The sequence below is a fragment of the Photorhabdus thracensis genome (assembly GCF_001010285.1).
Taxonomy (GTDB): Bacteria; Pseudomonadota; Gammaproteobacteria; order Enterobacterales; family Enterobacteriaceae; genus Photorhabdus; species Photorhabdus temperata.
On sequence record NZ_CP011104.1, the window covers coordinates 3,392,608 to 3,415,867 of the forward strand.

The window sequence follows — 23,260 nt, forward strand, 5'->3', positions numbered from 1 at the left end:
CATGATAACTAATAACGCCATCTATTTAGTCGTTTCATTAATAACTCATCCTTCATTAAATATCGGGAATAATGATATTACTATTTTGCCCAATCGATTATACTCCGCTATTGACGGGTTTCCCGTTGGAATAAAAATGTCTTTTGGATTCAATTAAGCCTGCTTATATTGTAAAAACAATGCCAACTTTCAAGAATTCGCCAATTATTTACTTATGTTTCTGGTAGGAATATGGCAAACATTGATGATCGTGAACTGGCTGGATTCAGGGAGCTGGCGAAACATTACGCTGGCCTTTCAGATGAAAAGATTACAGCTATGATTAAGAACAAAGAATTGGTGGAGATTTGTCATGACCGCAAAAAGTAAATTTAAAAGTCCTGCGTTTGAAGCTATCCATAGCGCTGCTTCTGGATTATTTAGCGTTGGTGCAATTCCACAAGAAACTATGCGTAGCTTTGATAAAGCTTGTATCGATAGTGTTAATGATCTTAAACCTCTTGAGACCAAAGAATTACGCGAGAAACTGAATGTAAGCCAGCCAGTTTTCGCTCGTTATCTCAATACCAGTGTTTCAACGGTTCAGAAATGGGAGACCGGGGTAAAGCGTCCTAGTGGGTTGTCGCTGAAATTATTATCTGTGGTTCAGAAGCATGGGTTGAAAGTGTTGATGTGATATAAAAAATGGCCCGCTATTCTGTGGGCCATTTTGACTTTTATTACTGAGAGTTAATTAGCTTATGAAGAATTAATCAGGCAAATCTCTTCCTGCCAATCATGGTATCTGCCCACGCCGTCGTAATAGCCGCTTTCGCCTTACTATCCAGATTCTCAATAAAACCATTATCCCCCGCTGTATTGAACCACAAGTAATGAGAAACAAAAAGAAATAGAGAGAAAACATCTTGGTTGTCATTGATATCTAAGATAATTTATATAAATCTTTCGGGCATGTTCTTACCTAATAGGAGTTTATTAATGAAAACAAAACGCAATAAACAAAAAATTAAATTCAGAGGAATTCTGAGTTTATGTGTCTATAAGTTTTTTTAAGTAATTCTTTGATTAATTAGGTGAATGAATTGAACGAAATAATATAGAGCATAAATTTAAAAGCAACATTCATAAATAAAAAGTCATTTTACTCCCCTGCATATTGCCTAATAACCAATATTATCGCTATTAATATGAATAAGTTAATAAAATCAACTATGACTTTTTTTTATTCTAATTGCTCCAGTTTCTGCGCTATTGTCATCAGTACCTCCTCATACCTCGGGGACTGTTCTACCAGTCGCCGGATAAAACCCTCTGGATCGGTAGTATCTCCCGCTTGTAATAAGTAGAGTAGCGCGGGATTTCATCATCCGGGTGCGACGTGAAGTCGCTTAAGTAATTGTTCCAATAGCAATTTATGGGGAACCTGATGTTCCGTCATCAGTAGCCTGACGGGTAACGGTTTTGTGTGAAGCTGCCGGGACAACGTAGCCGGGTCGCAAGACCATACTGAAACCGCGAGGTTAAACATTGGCTATCTATCAAGATCCCAATGTTTATTAGAGGGTGGCCTTTGATCTACCTGTTACCACCCCCAAAGTTAAATTATCTAAATCGCCTCTTCGTCCTGTTCACCGGTACGAATACGCACAACACGGGCAACATCAAATACAAAGATTTTACCATCACCGATTTTTCCGGTTTGCGCGGTCTGCATAATGGTTTCAACACAGGTATCGACAATATCATCTGCCACAACAATTTCGATTTTTACTTTTGGCAGAAAATCCACCATATACTCTGCACCGCGATACAGTTCTGTATGCCCTTTCTGACGTCCAAAACCTTTCACTTCTGTCACAGTCATACCGGTGATACCCACTTCTGCCAGAGCTTCACGTACATCATCCAGCTTGAAGGGTTTGATAATCGCATCAATCTTTTTCATGAAGTTTTCCTGTTGTTACCAATTCTTATGACCGAAACCAGAGGTAATCGGGTAGCGTCTGCCTTTACCAAAATTGCGTAGGGTAATACGCGGGCCAACCGGCGCCTGACGACGTTTATATTCGTTGATATCAACCAGACGAATCACTTTGCGTACAACCTGTTCATCAAAACCCGCTGCCACCAGCTCCTCAACTGATTGATCCTGTTCCACATAACCCTCCAGAATATCATCCAGAATGTCATATGGCGGTAAACTGTCCTGATCAAGCTGTCCCGGCGCCAATTCTGCCGATGGCGGACGATCAATCACTCTTTGAGGTATCGCCGGAGAAACGGTATTACGGTATTTTGCCAATTCAAATACCAATGTTTTCGGTACATCTTTCAACGCATTAAAACCACCCGCCATATCACCGTATAATGTGGAATATCCTACAGCCGATTCACTCTTATTGCTGGTCGTCAGCACCAGACGATGGCGTTTATTGGACATCGCCATCAAAATAACGGCACGGCAACGCGCCTGTAAGTTCTCTTCGGTGGTATCTTTGGCAGTACCGGCAAACAGAGGTTCAAATTGCGTCATAAACGCATCAAATACCGGTTCGATCGATACCACATTAAACTCAACACCCAACATATCGGCCTGTTCTTTGGCATCTTCTATACTCATTTCAGAGGTATAGAGGAACGGCATCATCACCGCCTGAACATGATCTTTACCCAATGCATCAACTGCAATTGCCAACGTCAGGCCAGAATCAATACCACCAGATAAGCCTAACAGAACACCTTTGAAGCCGTTCTTACGGACATAATCATGTACTGAAAGCACTAATGCTTGATATATCTGCTGCAATGGCGGTAATTGAGGTGCTGGATTAACCATAGGTTCGATATTTAATTCATTAAAACGGCACTGCTGGATTTGTTCATTAAATGCGGCCAACCGGTGAGTTATTTCACCACTGGCATTAAAGACTTTGGAACAACCGTCGAAAATCAATTCGTCCTGACCACCAATCTGATTAAGGTAAATCATTGGTAAATCTGTACGCTGGCAATGTTCTTTAATTAATTCATAACGGATATAAGGCTTTTCACGGTTATATGGAGAAGCATTGATAGAAAGAATTAAATCCGCATCGGCCTGTTTCAAGGCGTCAACTGGTTCGTTAAACCATAAATCTTCGCAAATCAGCAAACCAAGGTTATATCCCTTGAATGGCACCACACAACTTTGATCACCCGCTTTGAAATAGCGTTTTTCATCAAAAACACCATAATTCGGTAACCGTTGTTTAAAATAACGGGCCAAGATTTCCCCTTGCCAGAATAAGGAAAGCGCGTTGTAAATTTCCCCATCCTGTTCCCAAGGATGACCAACCAAAATAGCGGTTTGGCAACTGGCAACCTGTAAACGTGTAAGCTGCTCGCGACAACGCTGATGAAAATCAGCACGGAATAATAGATCTTCTGGAGAATAACCGGATAGCGCCAGTTCAGAAAACATCACCAAATCAGCGTCTTGTTGCTGTTGTTCCTGCACTGTTTGCAACATACGTTCGCAGTTGCCTTCAATGTCGCCAACCACCCAATTAAGCTGTGCGAGGGTAATATTAAGAGTACGGCTCATACAATTTGGCTCTCCCGGGCCATTAATCTATCTATATCAGTTTTCAGTGTAAAAACTTCCTGAGCAGCAGAAAAGTTATTCTTTAAAATCATTCGCATCTAATTCATGACGCGCCAGTAATTTGTAGAATTCAGTCCGGTTACGCCCCGCCATACGCGCGGCATGAGTCACATTACCTTTGGTCATTTGCAGCAACTTACGCAGGTAATTCAGCTCAAACTGATTTCTGGCTTCGGCAAAAGTAGGTAATGCCGTGTTTTCCCCTTCCAGCGCCTGTGTAACCAGCGCTTCACTAATAACCGGTGCGGTAGTCAACGCGACGCATTGTTCGATGACATTCACAAGCTGGCGCACATTTCCCGGCCAACTTGCCGCCATCAAACATTTCATCGCATCGGCAGAGAAACTACGGACAAAAGGTTTATGGCGCTTCGCTGATTCACGCAACAGATGATTCGCCAGTAAAGGAATATCTTCAACCCTGCCATTCAAAGCAGGAATTTTCAAGTTAACGACATTCAGGCGGTAATAAAGATCTTCACGGAATTCATTTTTTGCCATTGCTTTCGGCAAATCACGGTGAGTCGCTGAGATAATCCGCACATCAATATCCAGATCACGGTTACTTCCTAACGGGCGTATTTTACGCTCCTGCAATACCCGCAATAATTTAACCTGCAAAGCCAGCGGCATATCACCAATTTCATCAAGAAACAGCGTTCCCCCCTGTGCAGCAAGGAACAACCCTTCACGACTGCTGACCGCACCGGTAAACGCCCCTTTGGCATGACCAAACAGTTCTGACTCAAGCAATTGTTCCGGCAACGCGCCACAGTTAATCGCAATAAATGGCTTTTTCGCCCGTGGACTGGCGCGGTGAATGGCCTGGGCTAACACTTCCTTCCCCGTACCACTCTGGCCGTTTATCAGCACGCTCACATTGGATTGCGCGATCATTCGTGCTTGTTCCAACAAGCGCAGCATAACGGGACTGCGGGTAACTATCTGCTCTCGCCATTGTTCATCACCAGCGGGGGTGGATAACGCCAATGCGCCATCAATTGCTTTATACAACGCATCCCGATCAACAGGTTTGGTCAGAAAACTAAAGACGCCTTGCTGAGTTGCCGCTACTGCATCTGGAATGGAGCCATGAGCCGTCAGAATAATGACCGGCATACCGGGTTGCTGCTTCTGGATTTCAGCAAACAACGCCATACCATCCATTTCATCCATACGCAAATCGCTGATCACCAAATCGATCTTTTCTTTCGCTAACAGTTTCAGCGCTTCACAGCCACTTTCTGCGGTTGTGACACGAAAACCTTCACTGGTAAGACGCATTCCCAGTAATTTCAACAAACCCGGATCGTCATCAACCAGAAGAAGATGGGCTGGCTTACGCGCTGTCATTGTGCTGCTCCTTTATCTGATTCAGAGGTATTACCTGGCTCGCTGTTTTCGCTGGGTGATGCTGCTGCCGGCGTCTCAGTATGTTCATTTGAGCTGCCTGAGCCAGTACTACCCTGATTTTGCTTACGGGAAGAGAGCTGACGCTCAATATCCGTCAGGTTTTCCAATTTACGGGACGTTTCCTGTAGTTCAAATTCCAGCTGTGCACGGCTTTCGCGCAGGCTATCAATTTTATTATCCGTATCCGCCTGTAATTTTTGGAATTTTGCCCGCTCTTCCGCAACTGCAATTTGCTGAATCTGCTGTTCGCGCCACAATTTTAATAATGGTCGCAATGGTTCTGGGAATCTCAGCCGGTATTTATTAAGATTTTCAACCATTTTCCGGCGTTCAGCCAACGTTGGCCCAGCACTGTTAAGTAAAATACTTTGCCTGAAAGCCAGATCCCAAGTAGCCGGAACGATGTATTTCGCTATATTACGGGCTCTGGCTGACGTCAGGAGATCTGAACAGTCTATCAGTCGCAGCCAGTAAAGCGCGTTCTCAACCGACTGCGGCGTCTCTATATCCCATATCACATCGCAATCTGCGACACGATAATCTGTCACCCGCTGTTCTGGGATTACCATCTGGGCAACTGTAGTTAAATCGTGATTAACCGGAGCCTTGACACAACCCGTCAATAAAAAGGGGGCAAAGATCAGCGGAATTATTCTGAAACCCCAAACTGAAACTCGCGGTAACAAGAGTCTGGCGACAAAAGCGTTTTTCCCAGGCTGCACTGCAATATTCTGCCGATCCGTCTTTTGTACAAAACGGTAAGTAGACCTGTTATGCATTATTTATTCATTCTCAGCAGTTAATGGCAATTCAATACGAAAACAGACGTCAGCAAATTCGCTCTGAATTAATAACAGTTCCCCCCCCATACGCTTAATACAATCCTGCGCAATACTGAGCCCAAGACCGCTGCCTTTCACTGCGCCTTTACGCTGGAGCGTTCCCTGGTAGAACGGTTCAAAAATCATGCTACGTTCTGATTCAGGAATTGGTGTACCTGTATTGGCAACATCAATTTGAACACATTTGCCGATCTGACGACTTGAAACCCAGATGTTACCGGATTCAGCGCCATAGTGCACCGCATTGGAGTAGAGATTATCAATAACCCGCATTAATAGTGTCGGTTCTGCCCAACAAATATCAGTATTAAGCTGAATTTCTGTCTGAATATTCTTTGATCTTGCCGGTAAACTGTGTGATAAAACCACTTCATTAACAATTTCCCGTAAAGAAACCTGCTGTTGTTCCGCCGGGCTATCTGCCAGTTTACGGTTATAATCCAGTAATTGCTCGATCAATTGCTGTAAATGTTTACTACTATTATCAAGAATCGCAACCACTTCTTGCTGATCAGCCGTTAATGGGCCTGCAACTTCATCAGCCAATAATTCTGTTCCTTCCCGCATACTTGCCAGCGGTGTTTTCAATTCATGAGAGATATGACGCAAAAACTCATGGCGTTGTGATTCCAGCCAGGCCAATCGTTCACTGAGCCAAACAATCCGTTGCGCCAGGGAACGAAGTTCTCTTGGTCCCGGAAAAGAATCTATACGAACCCCCAATGATCGCCCTTCACCCAGTCGGTTAATCATTCGTTCAATACCTTTAACCGGCCCGATAATCATACGGGTAAATAACGCGACCAGTAATGCACTAAGCAGAAACAAAATGAGGCTCTGCCAGCCAAAAAATTGGCCTTTATCAGCAATATCTCTCTGTAGCTGTTCTCCTCGGCTGAAAATAACATCACGGGTAGCCTGTACCATCTGACTATTGGCATTAGAGAACTGTTCAAGCAACTGAGCGGCGGGTTCGGTGGGTTCACTATTGAGACAAGTGATTTTTGTTAATTGCAACAGTAAGTTGTCAAGCGTCTTAATATGCTGCTGATCATCAAGTATCGCCATCTGATCTTTCAGCATCTTAGAATATTGTCGATATTGCCTTTGGTAGAGGTTTTCCAGCGTTTTATCCCCCAACACACAATATTGGCGGTAACTGCGTTCCATCTCCAACGCAATACCCGTCATCGCCTCACTGCGGCGGGCATCAGCCAACGTGGTACGGTTTATATCAGCCGCTTTCTCACTGAGCTGATCAAGACTTTGATAAGCCTGATAAGCCAAAACCAATAGCGGCAATAACACCAGCCAGAAGGCCATGACAACTAATTGGCGCAATGAGCGCGGAAACAAACGCCATTTTTTCAAGGAAATCATCTCACAACCTGCCAGTACACTTATGCTAACCGACAAAGGGCAGATAGAAAAACCCATCGGCGGGTAAATTTTGCTGCTACTGATAAATAGTTAAGATGCGAACAATCAACAATGTCGCAGGCAGAAACCTGGAATTATGATGGCGGGATAGTAGTTTTTGCTACTACCCCGCCAGTGAGGATAACGTATATCTGCTGTTTATCTACAATCAAACATAGGTTGGTGCCTCACTCCACGTGTCGCCCGATGTTTGATAAGGCTCGAAAGCGATATCACTGAGTTGGACGGTAGGCACCTTAATCTGGCATCATTCGATAGTTTATGTGGTATATCTCCACCTTGTTGTGGACCGACATAAGAAGTTGAATGAGCTACTGGGCTAACTTAATGCAGGTTCCGTGCCAACGTTAAAATTAAAATCATAATAAATTGATTTTATTATTAAAAATAAAAAACTTAACGTTTCAGCTACAAAATATCTTGTTTCTGGCATAAATAAAATTTGTCTTCTGTCGCCAATTACAGACACCTGAAATCATGAAAATAAAAATATATATAAATCAAATAATTAAATGTCTCCTTTTTGAGACATTCATAATGGCGTTTGTCGGGTAATTGAGACAATGAAGAAATAGGGCCTGAATTCCTAAGAATTTCCGGTACAAGACTTCTACATTTGAATCATTAGCACTAGTATCATACTAGTGGTCTATATTTGCCCCAGATATGGCCTTTATCAGCAAATGATGTATTATTAAAGATAGAAGCAATAAGGTTTCTACTCGGAGGACAATATGTATCAAACCCAAAATTCGCGGATTACGACAGTTTCTGCGTTTAAAAAAGAATTGGCTTCTATGGATGTATCTCAGCCAGTCATAGTAACCCAAAACGGGGAGCCGCTATATGTGGTTCAAGATCCTACTCAATTTGAGATGCAGCAAGAACAAATGGCATTGCTGCGCTTGCTATCTTTTGCTGAAAAAGACGTAAAATCTGGACGAATCGTGTCATCCAATGAACTGCGAAATAACCTACGGAACTTAGCAAGCAGTGATCGTAAATAAAATTGAATATACTCAGACGTTTGAGAACCAGCTTCATGAACGCTTTGACTATTTAACCAGACATATAGGCACAGAAGCATCTTGGGAAATGCTAGAAACATTTTTAAACAGCTTTGAAGTCCGTATTCTTAAGCATCCCAAAAGTACTCCATTGTGTGAAGGAACAGCTGATATTGGGTTAACCAGCTACCATGACTATATAGACCCTAAATTGCAACTACGAGCAATCTACAAGATAGATGAAACAAACCATACCGTAATTGCTATGCTGCTCCTAAGTACACGGCAGAGCTTACCCCAAGCACTGATCCAATATTGCCTACGTAGGGACTGAACTTCTGAAATTTCATTAACAAAAAGGGCGAACAATTTCTGTTCACCCTTTTCATATCAGTTGAGAATATCCTTCAACTGCTGTGGCTTCATAAGCCTATTTATCCGGTGCGCCGTAAAACCCTGTCCTTCAGCTGTCTTTCATACACAAATCCCCTGATAAAAAATCGGGGGATTTTTTTGAATCTTTTTCTATTTTGCTGATCTTAGTAATAACTATTTCATTGAGGTACGGTAAAATGTTCCAAACTCACGCAGAACAATGGGCTTATGAGACTTTTTCTCGCGCAAATTTGGGCGATAGCCGACGAACCCAGCGTCTTATCAAATTCACCGCCTCTTTAGCCAACCATATCGGGCAATCTATTGTGCAATCACTCAAAACACCTGCGGATATTGAAGCCGCTTATCGATTTACGCGTAACCGGGCCATTGACGCAACGGCCATTGCAGAGGCCGGATTTGCAGCAACGGCTGAACAAGCTAAGTCCTATGACTGTTTGCTGGCATTGGAAGATACAACCTCACTGGAGTTCACTCATCAGACGGTTCGGGATGAAATGGGCTATACCTCATCACGAAAAAGTGCCACCGGCCTGCATGCCCATTCCGTTTTGCTTTTTGCCCCCAGAGAAGAACAGGTCATTGGCCTGATTGAACAAACGCGCTGGACGAGAGAGCTGAGTCATTATGGCAAGAAAGCGCAACGGGCTTCCCGGCCGTATAAAGACAAGGAAAGTTATAAGTGGGAACGCGCCTCTCAGGCAACAGAAACTCGTCTTGGCAGTGATATGAATAAGGTCATTTCAGTTTGTGATCGCGAGGCAGACATTATTGACTATCGGACCTATAAAATCACGCATCAGCAGCGTTTTATTGTGCGTTCAATGCAAAGCCGTTGCATTGAACAAAGCTCAGATAAACTTTATCTGTTCAGTGAATCTTTGCAGCCCGCAGATAAAAGAACCGTTCAGGTTAAACAACGAGGTGGGCGTAAGGCGCGTGAAGCTCTCTGCGACGTCCGTTACGCCCCTGTCACGCTCAAAATGCCGGCCAATAAACGAGGGGAGCCGATACCGCTGTATTATGTGAGTTGTCAGGAAACGAATAACGACAAGGAGCTGAGCTGGCACATTCTGACATCGGAGCCGGTAAAAGGTAAAGAAGATGCCCACCGTATTCTGGACTACTATGAAAAACGCTGGCTCATTGAAGAGTTTCACAAAGCGTGGAAAAGTGGCGGGACACAGGTAGAAGCGCTACGGATGCAACGTAAAGAAAATCTGGAAAAAATGGTGGTGATCCTGGCGTTTATCGCCGTGCGTGTTCATCAGTTGCGCTATGTGGGTCTCAATAGATCAGAGGCGGAAAAACAGAGTTGTGAAACGCTATTAAGCCCGCTAGCGTGGAAGTTATTGTGGGTAAAGCAAGAAAAGAAAAAGGTCCCTAAGACAGCGCCAAGTGTTTACTGGGCCTATATTAATTTGGGAAAACTAGCGGGTTGGTATGACTCAAAACGAAATGGCCGAGTGGGATGGGAAAGGCTGTGGCAAGGATGGTTCATGTTACAAACCATCCTTGAAGGTTATTTACTGTCCAAGTCTCTTGATCTATGAAATATGATCAAGAGACAGGGTAAGCCAGGGAACTATTTTTGGCTTTATTATGCAGCTACTGCCAAGTCTATGTGCAATCGTTATCTCGATAATAAATGCTTTTTCAATAAAAGTGGGAAAGCGGTTCAGGTTATGAGCCAGCTTCCAATGCGTAGCTAGTTGGCGGTTCTTCTCCTATCTTGCCATGGTGCTCAGTTCTCCGACATAAAGTGAAAGACACCAGGCCCCAGTTTTGTGAATGCAAGATTAGGGTTAATGAGATGGTCACCCCCACCCTGTGAGAGGTACGCTAGCAGGGTATTTTATTTTAGAGGGAACCATCATGCAAAACGTTACGCTTATTGGTATCGATCTCGGTAAACATTCCTTCCATGTCCACTGTCAGGACAGGCAGGGTAACGCCCTGCTGCGTAAGAAGTTTTCCCGCACTCAGCTTATTAATTTTCTCGGTTCCTGCAAGGCTGCAACCGTAGTGATGGAGTCCTGCGGTGGGGCGCACTTTATGGCTCGCCGGATCGCTGATTTAGGCCATGAGGCAAAGCTGATTTCTCCGCAGTTCGTCCGTCCTTTTGTTAAGAGTAACAAGAACGATTTTGTCGATGCTGAAGCTATCTGCGAGGCAGCTTCCCGGCCCTCCATGCGCTTTGTGCCCCCCCGCACAGAAGACCAACAGGCGATGGCCGCCCTCCATCGCGTCAGAGACTCACTGATACGGCAACGCGTTAAAACCCCCAATCAGATGCACGCTTTTTTGCTGGAGTTCGGCGTCAGTCTGCCGCGCGGTATTGCCGTGATACGACGTCTGGCCGCTGTGCTGGAAGAAAATGACTTTCCGCCTTATCTGGCAAGGGTTCTGAGCAGACTCCACAGTCATTATGTTTACCTCAGCGGAGAAATTGAGGAAGTCGATAAGGAACTGAAAACGCATCTGGCGGAAGATGAAACCGCGCAACGCCTGCTGACCATTCCTGGCGTTGGGCCGGTAACGGCGAGTCTGTTAGCCATGCGGCTGGGGGACGGTAAAAACTATGCCAGCAGCCGTGACTTTGCGGCTTCAACAGGGCTGGTTCCCCGCCAGTACAGCACGGGTGGAAAAACGACACTGATGGGCATCAGCAAGCGGGGTGATAAAAATCTGAGGCGGCTGCTGGTACAGTGTGCCAGGGTCTTTATGCAGCGGCTGGAGCATAATCCAGGGCGTCTGGCAGAGTGGGTGAACAGGCAGCTTGCCCGCCATCACTCGAACGTTGTGGCGTGCGCGCTGGCGAATAAACTGGCACGAATAGCCTGGGCCGTTACGGCACATCAGACGGTGTTCATTAAATAAAAGAGCCAACGAAAAACGGCGTTAGCTCAGAAAGTTAAGCAGTTACCATCTGGTTTTGCGACGACAGATAATTGATGACATGAACGGCATATCGGCCTGCTGATGAACCTGATATAAAAAATGGCTCTCTGAAGCCGACCGGTTTTTAAGGTTCGGCAGGCACGGAACTCATCGTGGCGCGGGCATGACTGCTCACCAGACGCCGAATAGATTTACGCAAGCCCACCATACATCAAAATTTGTGTTGCAAAAACGGGGGTGACCATAGATTTTTATATGTGTTGATAGATAACGTATTTCATCCTTCATCTGTTAACATAGTTCTTGGCATGATGGTAAGGTAGAGTCGTTTTTTTATTTCTACGGCTGTAGTACGGCATCTAATTCATACTGTTTCTTGAATGTTTGTTGAAAATCTTTCAGCGTCTCCAGTTTTCTTTTCCTGATGAAGATAAGTCATTCCACCATTTGTCACAGAGTGAATTATAGAATAGTGAGCAATTAGTCGAAGTTTTATTGTTAGTGTGTCGCTTATATTCTGTCGCTATATCTATGCATGTTAAATAAAATCTGCCCAGCTTTGAAGTATGCATATCCTAAGTTATATAACTGCTTTTCAATACACTTTTGGCAATAGCGAATTTGGACATGCTGCCCTGAGTAGCTTTTCTGTTTCTCCGGGTAAAAAACATCAATAAAAAGGGACCTTAGTGAAAAAGGGGAGGAAAAGTAAGTGCGATTAACATATTTGTTTTTTTCATATAGGACGAATAAATCATTAGGGTTAAAAGTCTCAAATTCACTTCTTGCTTGATAGGGAACACCGGGCTTATCCTCCCAAACTCCATTAGTTATATCCAGTCCGTTTTAAAACTCGAAAAATAAAGCTCTGCAATGATTCACCCAACGCCGGGCTAAAACCGTTTTTCCTTTTACTCATACCAACCTTCCCCCTGATTTTAGCTCGTTCAGAAAAACCAGATTAAGTAGCCGTCTTTGCAAAGGCCGGCGCACAACGCAGCGGCCAATATTAGTTGAACACTACATACCAGAAATGAGCATAACTTGTAAGAATTAAGTGAACACAACCAAGACTATTGGAGCATATTGTTGGAAAACGTTACACACATGAGGATAGAGCGAACCAATCTCACCCTACGGACACGGTTAAAGAGGTTAGCGAGAAGAGCGATTGGCTTTTCCAAATCAGAATCTATGCACGACACATATACAGGATCTTAAGCAGTAACCGTATATTTTAGATAGCAAAAAGGCTTCATTTATGATCTGATAATCGTCGCCAAACTCATATCAAAATCAAGGATGAAGCCTGTGACAATTATCGCTATAAAACATCAGTTAATGCAATTCTTCAGTGACGTTTCTTTGCAAAAAATTGCCTTCCAGTGTGGGTTTATTCAGCGCGTGAGAAATATTGAGCCTCGCGTGTTGAGCCTCAGCCTTATTGCCGCGCTTAGTACGGGTAACGTGACGTCGATTGCCCAATTACATCAAAAATTTAATGGCCTGTGCCCCGATAAAAAACAACAGGTCAGTTATCGCCCTTTTTATAATCAACTCTGCAAAGCCGCCTTCATCGAATTTGTTAAAATATTAGTGAGATTTGCCATGGCACAATGGGTAGAAAAGCAGGTCGCTGTGCCCAAAAAACTGACAAAATTTCAAAATGTTATTTTACAGGATGGCAGTTCATTCAAAGTTCATCCGGCACTGGCTGACGTTTTCCCTTGTCGGTTCAAGACCACTGCCGCTGCCGTGGAATGTCATCTGACGCTGTCCCTGTTCACCCAGTCTCCGGTCAAGATGACCGTGACCGCCGATACAGCGTCAGAGCGGGCTTACCTGCCTGCACCGGCGACGCTGCGCGACCAATTATTACTGGCAGATGCGGGTTATCTCGATTTTGATTATTTTGAGCGCGTATCACATTCAGGCGGTTCATTTGTTGTCAGGGGAAGTAAATCACTCAATTCTCAGGTCATGACAGCACGCAACGGTCAGGGAAAATTATTACCCAAATTGTCTGATAAACCCTTGAAATCTATCACCCGCAGAACTAACCGTTCAGAGGTACTGGATCTGATTTGTCGGCGTAATGGCTATGAGTTTCGCCTTATTCGTCGCTGGTTTGCCGAAGAAAAACGCTTCTGCGTGTGGCTAACTAATTTGCCCGTGGAAGAGTTTACAGCCAGTGACATCATGGATATTTATCGTTGCCGCTGGCAAATAGAACTGTTGTTCAAAGAACTCAAATCGCATACCAATTGGCGCGGGTTTACCACACGGAAAGAAACGTTAGCCACGGGGCTTATCTGGCTCAGCTTACTGGCTTTGTTGCTCAGGCGCTTGCTGGCAAGACAATTATTCCCTGCGGTCTCATTGCTTAAAGCAGCCCAAAATACAGAGAGCTGGCTTAGGCCAATAATAGAAAACCTGCTCCAAAAGGCATGGTCGGAAACATGTTTTTGGCTGGAAAAAGCGCAAATATATTTATGCCAAAACGCGTTCAAAACACCACAGAGAAAATCGTGTAAAAACAAGACATTAGATGCATGCTTTGAAAGGCTTAATTCTTAAGATCCTGTATATGATGCACGACAAAGTGATTGGTATGTTTATCGAAAGAGAGTATTGCTATTGAATTAACTAGTTGGAGAAATAATTCATTTGCATAGCAATATAACGCATTGCATTCAGTTTGACTAATTAAGGATACACTGCTTTACTTAATTACATTCGGCATACAAGTTGATTGCATCCGAGTAACAACACACTCATGGCAAGACATTCATTCATAATTTATAAAAATAAGGTTGTGATATGTCTCTGAATAAAATCGTCTATCAAGACAATGTCGGCGGTATTGTTGCTCTTCTTCCCACGGGGAAAGTGGCTTATTTTCATCCCTCGGTGAAGCCTTATATCGAACAATTTAACCGGGGCGACATGCCGAAAGATATGGCTTTTTTTGAAGATTTTATTCTCGAATCTCCTTTTGTCGCGCTGGATAATTTTCACCTTTCCGCACCTGCGTTGCCAGCATTGTTATGCCTGGTCGGGGAAAAAGCGGGACAACGAACTTTCCACCGAAAGAATTAAGGCGCTCATTGATGAGTTCGAGGCCTTGGGGGTCTTGCAAGTCTTTCTGACTGGGGGCGAATTGTTTGCCCATAAAGATGCTATCGAGATCATTCAGCACGCCCGGCAAAAGCCATTTAGTACCCAAATTTTTAGTAATGGCCTGCTCATTACGGAAGAAAAACTCAAGCGCATCCCCAAAGGTCAGTCGTTTTTTGTCAGCTTTGATACCGCCGTACCGGAACGAACCGTGCGAGGAAAAATGAACTTCCCGAAATTAAGAGAATGCTTCGAGCTCATGAGTCAGTATGGCCATGTCGTCCGCACCGCCGTGTCTGTCCATAACCAGAATATCAATGATGTTGAAGAAATCTTCCAGTGGTGTGTGGACAACGGCTTTCCCCGCCCGCAATGGCTGGAAACACATCCCATCGGCAGGGCATTGCTCAATCCACATATCATTTTACAACCTGAACGGCTTGATGAAGTCTTTGCGATTTACGAACGTTGTATGGATCGCTTTCAGGGAGATGATGCCGATTCCCCGCATGAGTCCCTGATGGGGAAAAAGACAGGCGCGTTCACCTCCGATGACATTCACGGCGTTGAGACCATTAAGTTTTGTCAGACCTTGGAGTGGGCGACCCAACAAGAAAAATGTGGCCGTTCAACGGCTTATGTGAATAGCTCTGGGGAAGTGTTTCCTTGCAGTAACTGTATGAGTAACAAGATGTATGGTGCCGGAAATATTAAAGATCGGTCCTTTCAGGAGATATGGGAGACAGGCTTCTCAGATTTCAGGGGCAAGACCTTTGCCAGACATACCGTCTGTCAGTCCTGCGATGTTCAGCAAAGTGGCGTCTGGTGTCAGTTTCGCTGTCCTCCGCTTGCGAAAAATGTGTCCGGGGATGAAGCGGGCTGTGGCGCAACCGAGTATCTGCGGCTGTTTATGATTAAATCGCATCAGTATTGGACGTTAAGAAGACGCCAGGGTTTGAAGCTCAAATTGATCGCACCGGACAATTAAGTCGCGGCTCATTCTGGCAGTGGCTTTTTTGTTGTTTCACTCACAGCAATAGGAGCAAAAGCAATGAGTAAAAAAAGAGTTCTCGATATGATCCCGGATGAAGGGGCATCGATTGTCGCCTCTCCCGGAAAGAAATTTACCCGGATCCATATGGATCTATCCGCAGATGATGGCATTACTCTAGCGATGGTCGGCGCTGCAACGTCTTTAGCCAATAAAGAGAATCGCCATTCCATTACGCTCAAACCGACGAAAGAAGGGATTACCTTAGCCATGGTAGGGGCAGCCTCTGCGGCCTTGAAAAAGTAATCACAGGTGTTGCGTATGTGCATTCTCAATTCTGTACATACGCACACTTTTTGCGAAGACGCGTTTTGCAGACAGGTCCGGGACGATGAACCCTACTTCTCAGCACTATCATTTAAAAGATGCGGATCACCAGCCTTTTCGAGTGCATATGACGGTGCCCGATACCCCATCATCTCCGCTTTGCTGTGTGTTCTTGCATTCCGGTCACATGACGGCATTTGATGCCCCCGCCCGGGAAAATGAATTCTTCTCCGCACTGCAACGGAATTTAGCAGCGCTTGGTATCGCGACCCTTGATTTTGATTTGCCTGATAAAATGCAAGCGGACGAAATCGCCTGCGCGACGGATATCCAAAAACGATATGAACGCTTCAATCAGGTGATTCAGGCCCCACTTTTTGAACCATTCAAGCGCAACTACTGTGTGATCGGGCTGTCCTTAGGCGGACAAATCCTATTAAAGCTGCTTGAAGATTCAAATCATGCCCATGCTCACTGCCGACAAGTTTTTTTACTCAGTACCGTGGTTGAACAACCTGTGTATGTCTATGCAAACCCCGATGCCATTCATCTAATTTATGGCAGCCGGGACTGCATTGCCTATTGTGATGAGACAACCGAGACCGTCGAACAAGTCTGCTCCCCGGACACTTATTCAAAAGACAGCGCTGACTATGTGGTGACACGCAAATCACAAGAGAAACACATTCATATTCTTCAAGGTGTTGGACACTTGATGGATATGCAGACGACAGACAACCCGCCCTGCGATCCGGCCGATTATCTTGCGGCTCTGATCGCCGGCGAATCCAAATCTCCATGTACCGCATCTGTTGAGGCGAATCATGCCAATCATTGAATACCTCTCGCTGGAACCTGCACCGCCAGAAGCATTTTTGAAAACTATCTGTGACCGGATTCAGGTGATCTTGCAGCTCGCGCCCAATCATGTGTGGTCGTTCTGGCACCCGATCGATCCGGCTTGTTTCTTCAAACCGGACTGGGAAACCGCGAGCGCTTCGGCCCCGCTGGTCAAAATTCGCTGTAAATCCACGTACTCCAACCAAGCCGTGCAAGACATCATCACCTGTGTTGCCAATGGCATTGTTGAGGTATTTGGCGTCAACCGGGATGAGATCTATATCGTTGTCGATCGGGTACATCCTGACCATTTATTCGTAAGAGGGCAGCTATGGAGCCAGTAGATACCACTATATTTACCCTACACCCGATTGGCTGGGTGAGAAATGAGAGAACGACCACTCAAGACGATTTCTGGGGCAGCGTGATCTCAACCATCACGCTCGATAGCAACCAGTTCACCCCGGCAGCGACGCAAGGTTTGAGTGAGTTTTCTCACTTGGTAATTGTGTTTGCGATGCACAAAGTCCCTGCTGAAAAAATCGTCACCGGTGCAAGGCACCCGCGGGGTCAGACGGAGCTGCCGCTAGTCGGCATCTTCGGGCAACGGGCCAAAGCGCGCCCCAATCGGCTAGGGGTGTCTTGCTGTGAACTGCTGGCCTGTGATGGGCTGACCTTAACCGTCAAAGCCCTTGATGCCATTGATGGCACACCGGTGATCGACATCAAACCTTATATGCAAGCCTTTGAGCCACAAACAGAAATACGTGAGCCTGCATGGATCTCGGCCATTATGGCACAGTACTATGACTAACGAGTGATTCATGCCCTGAATCATTACTGACATTCGAGGAGCATCATCATGACGCGCATGGCCCATCCGACTGTTTTAGAAACATTGTTACATGACAATCCAGAACTCAATATTCCGGTTCACGAGTACAATATTAATGTGACCTCAAATCACGGGGATATTCTCAATGATGTAGACACCTTTCAGGCCTACAAAGACTTTGATGGTGCCGGCAAAGAGACCCATCTCTACCTGCACTTGCCTTTGTGTGATTACATCTGTCACTACTGTAATTACGTCAAACGACGGATCAAAGCCAATGACAAAATGCATGAGCTGGAGATTTGGGCAGATTTGCTGATTCAGGAATCCAATTTGTATCTGACGCAGGTGCCGTGGGTGCGTCAGGCGCAGATTAAGTCATTCTACATCGGCGGCGGCACTGGCGCATTATTACTCAATAATCCGGTGGCGATCACCAAACTGATGACCTATATTCGCGAGAATTATCAGTTGGCGGATGACTGTGAAATCAACATTGAAGGCAACCCGGAAAATTATCTCCCGCAGCATGTCGAACTCGCCCTGTCGCTAGGATTTAACCGCTTCAGCATCGGCATTCAAAGCCTGCAAAATGAGGTGAATGACTTCACCAATCGTCGTCATACAAAAGAAGACGCCCTGAATGCCATTCACGTTTTAAAACAAACGGGGAAACCCTTCAGTACCGATATGATGTTTGGCCTGCCGCACCAAACCATCGACACGGTCACGCAAGATATCCGCACGCTGGTCGAAATTTAGGTACCGGCGATTACCATCTATCGGCTGAGAAATTCTGATCGGGAAAGTATGGGCATTGGCAACGCGTCGGTATGGAATGCAGATCGGCAGAAAGAAAAGCTCGATGCACAACACTTGCTGCCGGGTGTGATTGACACCTACAAAATGCGGGATGCGATTACCAAGATCCTTTGGGCCAATGACTATCACCCCAGTCCATGTGGCTGGTGGAATAAAAAAGGCACCTACAAGGATAGCAATATTCCCCGTGTCTCTAAAGATAAGTGGGAAAAATACAACACCATGATTGCTTTAGGGCCGGGCGCGTATGGCTGGCTCTCCGGCGGCAATGACACCATCATCCAAACGCACAATCAGACCAACATCAACCTCTATATGACCTACATGCAAAGCAACCCGACTGCGCCCCCACTCGCATTTGGCCGTGTTCTTGAAGGCAATGTCGCCATCGGGACTAAGCTCGCCTTCGCTTATAAAGCCAATCAGCCGATTCGGGTGCAGGATTATCAGACTCAGTTTGGGGTTCACATTCTTAAAGAAGCGCCTTACAAGCAAGTCTTTGATACCTTGATTCAGAAGGATCTCATCACCCTATCCGAGGACCAGTCTTATCTTTTACCGACATGGAAAGGCGAAGAGCTCCACGAAGAAGTCATGTATGTCTATTTCCATCAGATGATTGGCGGTGCGGATCAGATTCTGTGTCGGCGGGTTTCCAGTGCATAAGGGCGAATGACCATGGTCAGCAAATCCGTGACTCAGGCGGCCCCGACATCGCCCAACGAGGCCGCGTTTAAGGATTTTTTCTCTGAGCAGGCCGCGGTGTATCAGCAGTTTCGCCCGCAGTATCCGGCTGCCCTATTCGAATATTTACGGTCATGGGTGACAGGCGATCCTCCTGTTTGGGATTGCGCGACAGGCAACGGACAGGCCGCTCAAGGCCTTGCCACCTGCTTTTCGACGGTTATCGCCACCGATGCCAGCGCGGCACAAATCAATCTTGCTAAAGCCTGCGCAGGGGTGATTTATCAGGTCTGCCCGGCTGAGCACCCGCCATTTCGTGATCAGTCCATCGGTTTAATCACGGTTGCAGAAGCCATGCACTGGTTTGACCTGCTCCGCTTCTATGCAGAAGTGGCTCGGGTACTCCAACCCGGTGGGGTGCTGGCCTGTTGGAGTTATGGTCACTGCCATGTGTCTGATACCATGGACGCTGTGATTCATACGTATCGACAGACCACGTTGCAAGACTATTGGCCCACCGAAGCCAAACAAGCGGACGTCACCCACTACCCACTGCCTTCAGGATTTGAAGCCATACCATCCCCCACCTTTTATATGCAGGCGGAATGGAGATTCGAGCAATTAATGGGCTACTTATACAGTTGGTCCGCCACCCGGCGGTATCAACTGGCTCGGCATCACAATCCGCTTGATGCTGTTGAACAAGCTTTGCTACCGCTGTGGGGAGATGCGCATCAATCCCGGATGATTCAATGGCCGATGCAGCTTCGCATCAGTAAAAAGCCTGTCCACTAATTTGCTTAATTTAGACGCTGGATCTGGTTTGGTGCGCGGTGACGTTTCTCGATCAATATCGAACGCGCCCCACATGCTTTTGGAAAGAGCCAAAAGCATGGAAAAAGTCTTCTTTCACACGCTCGCCAGAACCGGATTTTCAAGTACATCCCTGTACTCAAAATCCTCAATCCCGACTCCTGCGGGTTTTTTCTTCATTTGAATGGGTGCTCTTTTTTTGAAGAAATCAAAAGATGGACTGGTAGATGATTTGAACTCGGAGTGAGGGAAAAAATTCAAGGAAGAATTTTTAGATTTCTCAACTCAGGAGGAGCTTAGAAAACGCTCCCGTTTTGCTATGATGATGTTGAATAAAAAAGAGTTTTTCGCCTGTCTTTGAGCCCTCAAAAACAGGCTGGGATGCACACGATGCAGTTAAAGGGAGCGGTGAAGGTTGGCGCGTAACATACCTGACCCGATTCAAATGGATACATCCCAAAAGAGTCAATGTAGCGAGTTCAATGTAATCAAAAGAAGCGATAAAGGTGAGCACGCAACATACCGAAAGCAGACTCAAAAATAGACATAGAACGATTCATCCTCACATATTCTCATAAAAGGCTTGCGCTAAATCCGCCACAATATCCTGCACATCTTCCAGCCCCACAGACATTCTGACCAAAGATTGGTGAATCCCATACGCCTGTAAGGCCTCTTCCGGGTAAGCCGAATGCGTCATCGAGGCCGGATGCTGAATCAGCGTTTCAACATCCCCAAGGCTCACAGCCCGCTTCACCAACTGAAGTCGATCGAGAAACGCCTGCGTTGCAGCCTGATCTCCTCGGTATTCAAACGAGATCAACCCGCCATAGAGATCCAGCAACTGGGTTGCCAGCGCGTATTGGGGATGAGTGGCTAATCCGGGATAGTACACCTGTTTGACCATGGGATGATCCTCGAGAAAGTGGGCGACCGCCAGCGCATTGAGACTATGCCGTTGCATTCGAATGCCTAGTGTTTTCAACCCACGCAACACAAGAAAAGCCGACAAAGGCGACAGTGTGGCACCCGTCAAACATCGCAAGCCATGCATCCGAACCGTTTTCATCGTCTCTTCACGGCCCAGCACCACCCCGCCAAGGACATCCCCATGGCCGCCGATGTATTTGGTCAGGCTATGAATCACCATATCTGCGCCGTGCTCAATCGGCCTGAGCATCATGGGCGAGGCTAAGGTGCTATCGACTACCATTTGCGCATGGTAAGGTTGGAGAAGAGATGCCACCGCCTGAATGTCAATGAGTTCCAGTAAAGGATTGGAGGGACATTCAAAAAACACCAGTACTGTCTTGTCAGACAGCACCTCCCTGAGCTGTTGAAGATCAGTCATGTCAATCAAAATCACCTGCACACCAAATTTCGGTAATTCCTGAGTCAGCAAATTATAACTGTTGCCATACATCTTATTGTGCGCAATCACAACATCCCCGGACTGAAGTAAACTCCAGACAACGCTGCTGAGCGCCGCCATCCCAGATGCGAACGTCACTCCGGCTTCTGCGCCTTCCAGATCAGCCAGTCTGGATTCTAATAACGATTGGGTTGGATTATGGACCCGGCCATACACATAGCGCTGTTTTTCACCCGCAAACACCATGGCGGCCTCTTCACAGGTCTCAAAGGTATAAGAGGCGTTCACATACAGTGGCGGGGAAATCGCCTGATATGGGTCTTCAAATTGTTCTGAAGCACTATGAATGGCCCGCGTTTCCAGTTGCATCGTTCTGTTTGTATTCTTTTGAGAGATATCGCTTTGAGACATATTGCATCCGCCATTGAATTCATATTCTTTCAAAGTATAGCAGTGAACCCTTTTGCAGGTGCTGTAATACTCTGTAATAGTTTTTGTTCCGGCTGAAAAATAGACTCTCCCAATATTTCAATCAAACGCAAGAACTTAGGCCAGTTAGCCAGCATGCCAATCAGGGGCATCAATCAAGAGACTGGGTGACACAAACAGAATAAGGAACAGCAATGGAGATGGATTTATCAGGTGTGTGGTGTTGTGACGACGGGTTGACCTATCAGTTCAGACAACATCAGGATGGCAGTGTGTTTATTTGCGGGAGCGACACAACATGCACACATGTCGGCGTCGGAAAAGTCATCGATCAGTGCCTACCATCTGTAAACCTCTCATAAAATAGGGAGGATTACAATGTATAACAACTAATCACGTACAATTTCCTCTGTTTTGCAGAAAGACAGTTTGGGTTCAGATTTAAAAAGCACTATCAGACTATTTTCCGCAGTATTTTGTGATATTTAACGCACATTAAGGAGATGAAAAATGTCTAATCAAACTGTGAATGAACAACATCCGCAATATGCGGTGGTAGAAGGGGAAAAACGTGCTATACGCACGATTAAACTATTTATTTCTCTGGGTTTTATCGCAGAGGCTGGATTTCTTTTAATGAGTTTTATTTTATTTCCCGACAATGGCCTGCTGGTATGGCGTTTGGTATGGGCTCTTGGTTTATGCGGTATCGGCATGGGGGCCGCCGTTGGGGGATTGACCTATCTGCTTTCAGCCCGTTTTATGCCTGGAAGCGCTGGAGCTTATATCATGACCGCAGTGAGTAGCGCTCTGTTTTTCAGTGTTTGCCAGACACTTTGCTGGGGGCTGGATCACAACGTGGGGCTGAACTATTGGGGCTCAATAGAAATGCCGTTGTTGTTCCTTATTAAGGGATACACTGCTGCACTCATTGCTGGCATTTTAGGCAGTTTTCTTCTTAACTCGATAAAAGGTGCAAGATTCCTTGACTGTCTAAAGGTGTTTTAGTGAATAAAGAATCGAGTTTGCCCAACAGCTTCGCTATTTCCGTATCTCTGGCTGTGCTGGCTGCATGCCTGAATCTTATATTGTGGCGTGCCGATATTCTGGAAATGGCGCACAACACTGCGCTGAAAGGGTTAATGGCTGTCTGGTATATATTGGGCTGGGGTTTTGCTCCAGGTTGCCTGACCGCGCTCACCATCAATTCAATCAGAACAAGATTATCTCAGATGGTGGGGGCGGTGGTCGCCATGCTGATAAGTTTTCTGCTGGTTACGGGGATTTGCGGCCTGGTTTATGCTTACCTGACAAATTCCGCTTTCATGCAGATTGCTATGGGTGGCGAGGCTCATCATCATTCCCCGGTAAGCCCTGTCTCTTGATCA

22 protein-coding genes and 3 pseudogenes are annotated in these 23,260 nt (G+C 45.8%); 18 read left to right on the forward strand and 7 right to left on the reverse strand.

Going from position 1 to position 23,260, the window contains the following annotated elements; all coding sequences use genetic code 11:
• Positions 1-225 precede the first annotated feature (225 nt).
• A pseudogene (locus tag VY86_RS23570) lies at positions 226-369 on the forward strand (type II toxin-antitoxin system RelE/ParE family toxin); the annotation flags it as partial.
• On the forward strand, positions 353-676 hold the full coding sequence (locus VY86_RS14610; RefSeq protein ID WP_046975483.1) for a helix-turn-helix domain-containing protein: 324 nt from the start codon (positions 353-355) through the stop codon (positions 674-676). The pseudogene VY86_RS23570 and the gene VY86_RS14610, both read left to right, overlap by 17 nt.
• Before the next feature lie 558 nt (positions 677-1,234).
• Here the strand turns inward: VY86_RS14610 and VY86_RS25175 are convergent.
• From VY86_RS25175 to VY86_RS14635, 6 genes and pseudogenes are all read right to left on the reverse strand, one after another.
• Positions 1,235-1,351: pseudogene (locus tag VY86_RS25175) on the reverse strand (ISNCY family transposase); the annotation flags it as partial.
• Between the two features lie 255 nt (positions 1,352-1,606).
• Entirely contained in the window at positions 1,607-1,945 is a 339-nt protein-coding gene (glnB, locus tag VY86_RS14615) for a nitrogen regulatory protein P-II (protein ID WP_004847623.1), read from the reverse strand.
• Positions 1,946-1,960: 15 nt separating this feature from the next.
• A complete protein-coding gene (locus VY86_RS14620) occupies positions 1,961-3,583 on the reverse strand; it encodes an NAD+ synthase (RefSeq protein ID WP_046975484.1) in 1,623 nt (540 codons plus the stop codon).
• A 75-nt stretch (positions 3,584-3,658) separates the two neighbouring features.
• Positions 3,659-4,996 carry a two-component system response regulator GlrR gene (gene glrR, locus VY86_RS14625; protein WP_046975485.1) on the reverse strand — a complete coding sequence of 446 codons (1,338 nt, stop codon included), beginning with the start codon at positions 4,994-4,996 and terminating at the stop codon, positions 3,659-3,661.
• On the reverse strand, positions 4,993-5,835 hold the full coding sequence (gene qseG / locus VY86_RS14630; protein ID WP_046975486.1) for a two-component system QseEF-associated lipoprotein QseG: 843 nt from the start codon (positions 5,833-5,835) through the stop codon (positions 4,993-4,995). The genes glrR and qseG overlap by 4 nt, the downstream gene beginning before the upstream one ends.
• A 3-nt stretch (positions 5,836-5,838) precedes the next feature.
• Positions 5,839-7,278, reverse strand: a complete 1,440-nt coding sequence (locus tag VY86_RS14635; RefSeq protein ID WP_046975487.1) for a sensor histidine kinase — start codon at positions 7,276-7,278, stop codon at positions 5,839-5,841.
• A 794-nt stretch (positions 7,279-8,072) separates the two neighbouring features.
• On the opposite strand from VY86_RS14635, the gene VY86_RS14640 reads away from it, so the two are divergent.
• The 14 genes and pseudogenes from VY86_RS14640 (at position 8,073) to VY86_RS14695 (ending at position 20,053) form a co-directional block, all read left to right on the forward strand.
• A complete protein-coding gene (locus tag VY86_RS14640; protein ID WP_021323918.1) occupies positions 8,073-8,345 on the forward strand; it encodes a type II toxin-antitoxin system Phd/YefM family antitoxin in 273 nt (90 codons plus the stop codon).
• A gap of 572 nt (positions 8,346-8,917) precedes the next feature.
• Positions 8,918-10,294, forward strand: coding sequence for an IS4 family transposase (locus VY86_RS14650; protein WP_046975489.1), 1,377 nt, complete (start codon positions 8,918-8,920; stop codon positions 10,292-10,294).
• 322 nt (positions 10,295-10,616) lie between these two features.
• On the forward strand, positions 10,617-11,621 hold the full coding sequence (locus tag VY86_RS14655) for an IS110 family RNA-guided transposase (RefSeq protein ID WP_046975439.1): 1,005 nt from the start codon (positions 10,617-10,619) through the stop codon (positions 11,619-11,621).
• A 1,103-nt stretch (positions 11,622-12,724) separates the two neighbouring features.
• A pseudogene (locus VY86_RS23575) lies at positions 12,725-12,863 on the forward strand (IS1 family transposase); the annotation flags it as partial.
• 90 nt (positions 12,864-12,953) lie between these two features.
• Positions 12,954-14,219, forward strand: coding sequence for an IS4 family transposase (locus VY86_RS14660; RefSeq protein ID WP_046975490.1), 1,266 nt, complete (start codon positions 12,954-12,956; stop codon positions 14,217-14,219).
• 243 nt (positions 14,220-14,462) lie between these two features.
• Positions 14,463-14,741, forward strand: coding sequence for a hypothetical protein (locus VY86_RS25405; protein ID WP_202967584.1), 279 nt, complete (start codon positions 14,463-14,465; stop codon positions 14,739-14,741).
• Complete coding sequence (locus VY86_RS14665; protein WP_202967585.1) at positions 14,638-15,747, forward strand: radical SAM/SPASM domain-containing protein; 1,110 nt, start codon at positions 14,638-14,640, stop codon at positions 15,745-15,747. Before VY86_RS25405 ends, VY86_RS14665 begins: the two co-directional genes overlap by 104 nt.
• Before the next feature lie 63 nt (positions 15,748-15,810).
• On the forward strand, positions 15,811-16,056 hold the full coding sequence (locus tag VY86_RS14670) for a hypothetical protein (RefSeq protein ID WP_036812610.1): 246 nt from the start codon (positions 15,811-15,813) through the stop codon (positions 16,054-16,056).
• A gap of 85 nt (positions 16,057-16,141) precedes the next feature.
• On the forward strand, positions 16,142-16,915 hold the full coding sequence (locus VY86_RS14675; RefSeq protein WP_046975491.1) for an alpha/beta fold hydrolase: 774 nt from the start codon (positions 16,142-16,144) through the stop codon (positions 16,913-16,915).
• Positions 16,902-17,261, forward strand: a complete 360-nt coding sequence (locus VY86_RS14680; RefSeq protein ID WP_046975492.1) for a tautomerase family protein — start codon at positions 16,902-16,904, stop codon at positions 17,259-17,261. The genes VY86_RS14675 and VY86_RS14680 overlap by 14 nt, the downstream gene beginning before the upstream one ends.
• Entirely contained in the window at positions 17,249-17,731 is a 483-nt protein-coding gene (locus tag VY86_RS14685) for an SAM-dependent methyltransferase (RefSeq protein WP_046975493.1), read from the forward strand. Before VY86_RS14680 ends, VY86_RS14685 begins: the two co-directional genes overlap by 13 nt.
• A gap of 48 nt (positions 17,732-17,779) precedes the next feature.
• Positions 17,780-18,514, forward strand: coding sequence for a radical SAM protein (locus VY86_RS25410; RefSeq protein WP_202967586.1), 735 nt, complete (start codon positions 17,780-17,782; stop codon positions 18,512-18,514).
• A gap of 48 nt (positions 18,515-18,562) precedes the next feature.
• Positions 18,563-19,240 (forward strand): hypothetical protein, encoded by a 678-nt coding sequence (locus VY86_RS25415; protein ID WP_202967587.1) that lies wholly within the window; start codon positions 18,563-18,565, stop codon positions 19,238-19,240.
• 12 nt (positions 19,241-19,252) lie between these two features.
• A complete protein-coding gene (locus tag VY86_RS14695) occupies positions 19,253-20,053 on the forward strand; it encodes a class I SAM-dependent methyltransferase (RefSeq protein WP_046975494.1) in 801 nt (266 codons plus the stop codon).
• Positions 20,054-20,633: 580 nt separating this feature from the next.
• Here VY86_RS14695 and VY86_RS14700 read toward each other — a convergent pair.
• Positions 20,634-21,854, reverse strand: a complete 1,221-nt coding sequence (locus VY86_RS14700) for a trans-sulfuration enzyme family protein (RefSeq protein ID WP_202967588.1) — start codon at positions 21,852-21,854, stop codon at positions 20,634-20,636.
• A 528-nt stretch (positions 21,855-22,382) separates the two neighbouring features.
• Between VY86_RS14700 and VY86_RS14705 the strand changes: the two genes are divergently transcribed.
• Both VY86_RS14705 and VY86_RS14710 read left to right on the forward strand, forming a co-directional pair.
• The gene (locus VY86_RS14705) at positions 22,383-22,880 is read left to right on the forward strand and encodes a hypothetical protein (protein WP_046975495.1); all 498 of its coding nucleotides are present in this window, start codon (positions 22,383-22,385) and stop codon (positions 22,878-22,880) included.
• Positions 22,880-23,257 (forward strand): hypothetical protein, encoded by a 378-nt coding sequence (locus VY86_RS14710; RefSeq protein WP_238591482.1) that lies wholly within the window; start codon positions 22,880-22,882, stop codon positions 23,255-23,257. Before VY86_RS14705 ends, VY86_RS14710 begins: the two co-directional genes overlap by 1 nt.
• The last annotated feature ends 3 nt before the right edge of the window (positions 23,258-23,260 follow it).

Excerpts from the sequence above, each read along its gene's own strand:
- VY86_RS14685 (WP_046975493.1), top strand. The coding sequence starts at position 17,249 with ATGGAGCCAGTAGATACCACTATATTTACCCTACACCCGATTGGCTGG.
- qseG (WP_046975486.1), bottom strand. The coding sequence starts at position 5,835 with ATGCATAACAGGTCTACTTACCGTTTTGTACAAAAGACGGATCGGCAG.
- VY86_RS14670 (WP_036812610.1), top strand. The coding sequence starts at position 15,811 with ATGAGTAAAAAAAGAGTTCTCGATATGATCCCGGATGAAGGGGCATCG.
- VY86_RS14610 (WP_046975483.1), top strand. The coding sequence starts at position 353 with ATGACCGCAAAAAGTAAATTTAAAAGTCCTGCGTTTGAAGCTATCCAT.
- VY86_RS14655 (WP_046975439.1), top strand. The coding sequence starts at position 10,617 with ATGCAAAACGTTACGCTTATTGGTATCGATCTCGGTAAACATTCCTTC.
- VY86_RS25410 (WP_202967586.1), top strand. The coding sequence starts at position 17,780 with ATGACGCGCATGGCCCATCCGACTGTTTTAGAAACATTGTTACATGAC.
- glrR (WP_046975485.1), bottom strand. The coding sequence starts at position 4,996 with ATGACAGCGCGTAAGCCAGCCCATCTTCTTCTGGTTGATGACGATCCG.
- VY86_RS14680 (WP_046975492.1), top strand. The coding sequence starts at position 16,902 with ATGCCAATCATTGAATACCTCTCGCTGGAACCTGCACCGCCAGAAGCA.
- VY86_RS14700 (WP_202967588.1), bottom strand. The coding sequence starts at position 21,854 with ATGTCTCAAAGCGATATCTCTCAAAAGAATACAAACAGAACGATGCAA.
- VY86_RS14620 (WP_046975484.1), bottom strand. The coding sequence starts at position 3,583 with ATGAGCCGTACTCTTAATATTACCCTCGCACAGCTTAATTGGGTGGTT.
- VY86_RS14650 (WP_046975489.1), top strand. The coding sequence starts at position 8,918 with ATGTTCCAAACTCACGCAGAACAATGGGCTTATGAGACTTTTTCTCGC.
- VY86_RS25415 (WP_202967587.1), top strand. The coding sequence starts at position 18,563 with ATGGGCATTGGCAACGCGTCGGTATGGAATGCAGATCGGCAGAAAGAA.
- VY86_RS14695 (WP_046975494.1), top strand. The coding sequence starts at position 19,253 with ATGGTCAGCAAATCCGTGACTCAGGCGGCCCCGACATCGCCCAACGAG.
- VY86_RS14635 (WP_046975487.1), bottom strand. The coding sequence starts at position 7,278 with ATGATTTCCTTGAAAAAATGGCGTTTGTTTCCGCGCTCATTGCGCCAA.
- glnB (WP_004847623.1), bottom strand. The coding sequence starts at position 1,945 with ATGAAAAAGATTGATGCGATTATCAAACCCTTCAAGCTGGATGATGTA.
- VY86_RS14675 (WP_046975491.1), top strand. The coding sequence starts at position 16,142 with ATGAACCCTACTTCTCAGCACTATCATTTAAAAGATGCGGATCACCAG.
- VY86_RS14705 (WP_046975495.1), top strand. The coding sequence starts at position 22,383 with ATGTCTAATCAAACTGTGAATGAACAACATCCGCAATATGCGGTGGTA.
- VY86_RS14640 (WP_021323918.1), top strand. The coding sequence starts at position 8,073 with ATGTATCAAACCCAAAATTCGCGGATTACGACAGTTTCTGCGTTTAAA.
- VY86_RS25405 (WP_202967584.1), top strand. The coding sequence starts at position 14,463 with ATGTCTCTGAATAAAATCGTCTATCAAGACAATGTCGGCGGTATTGTT.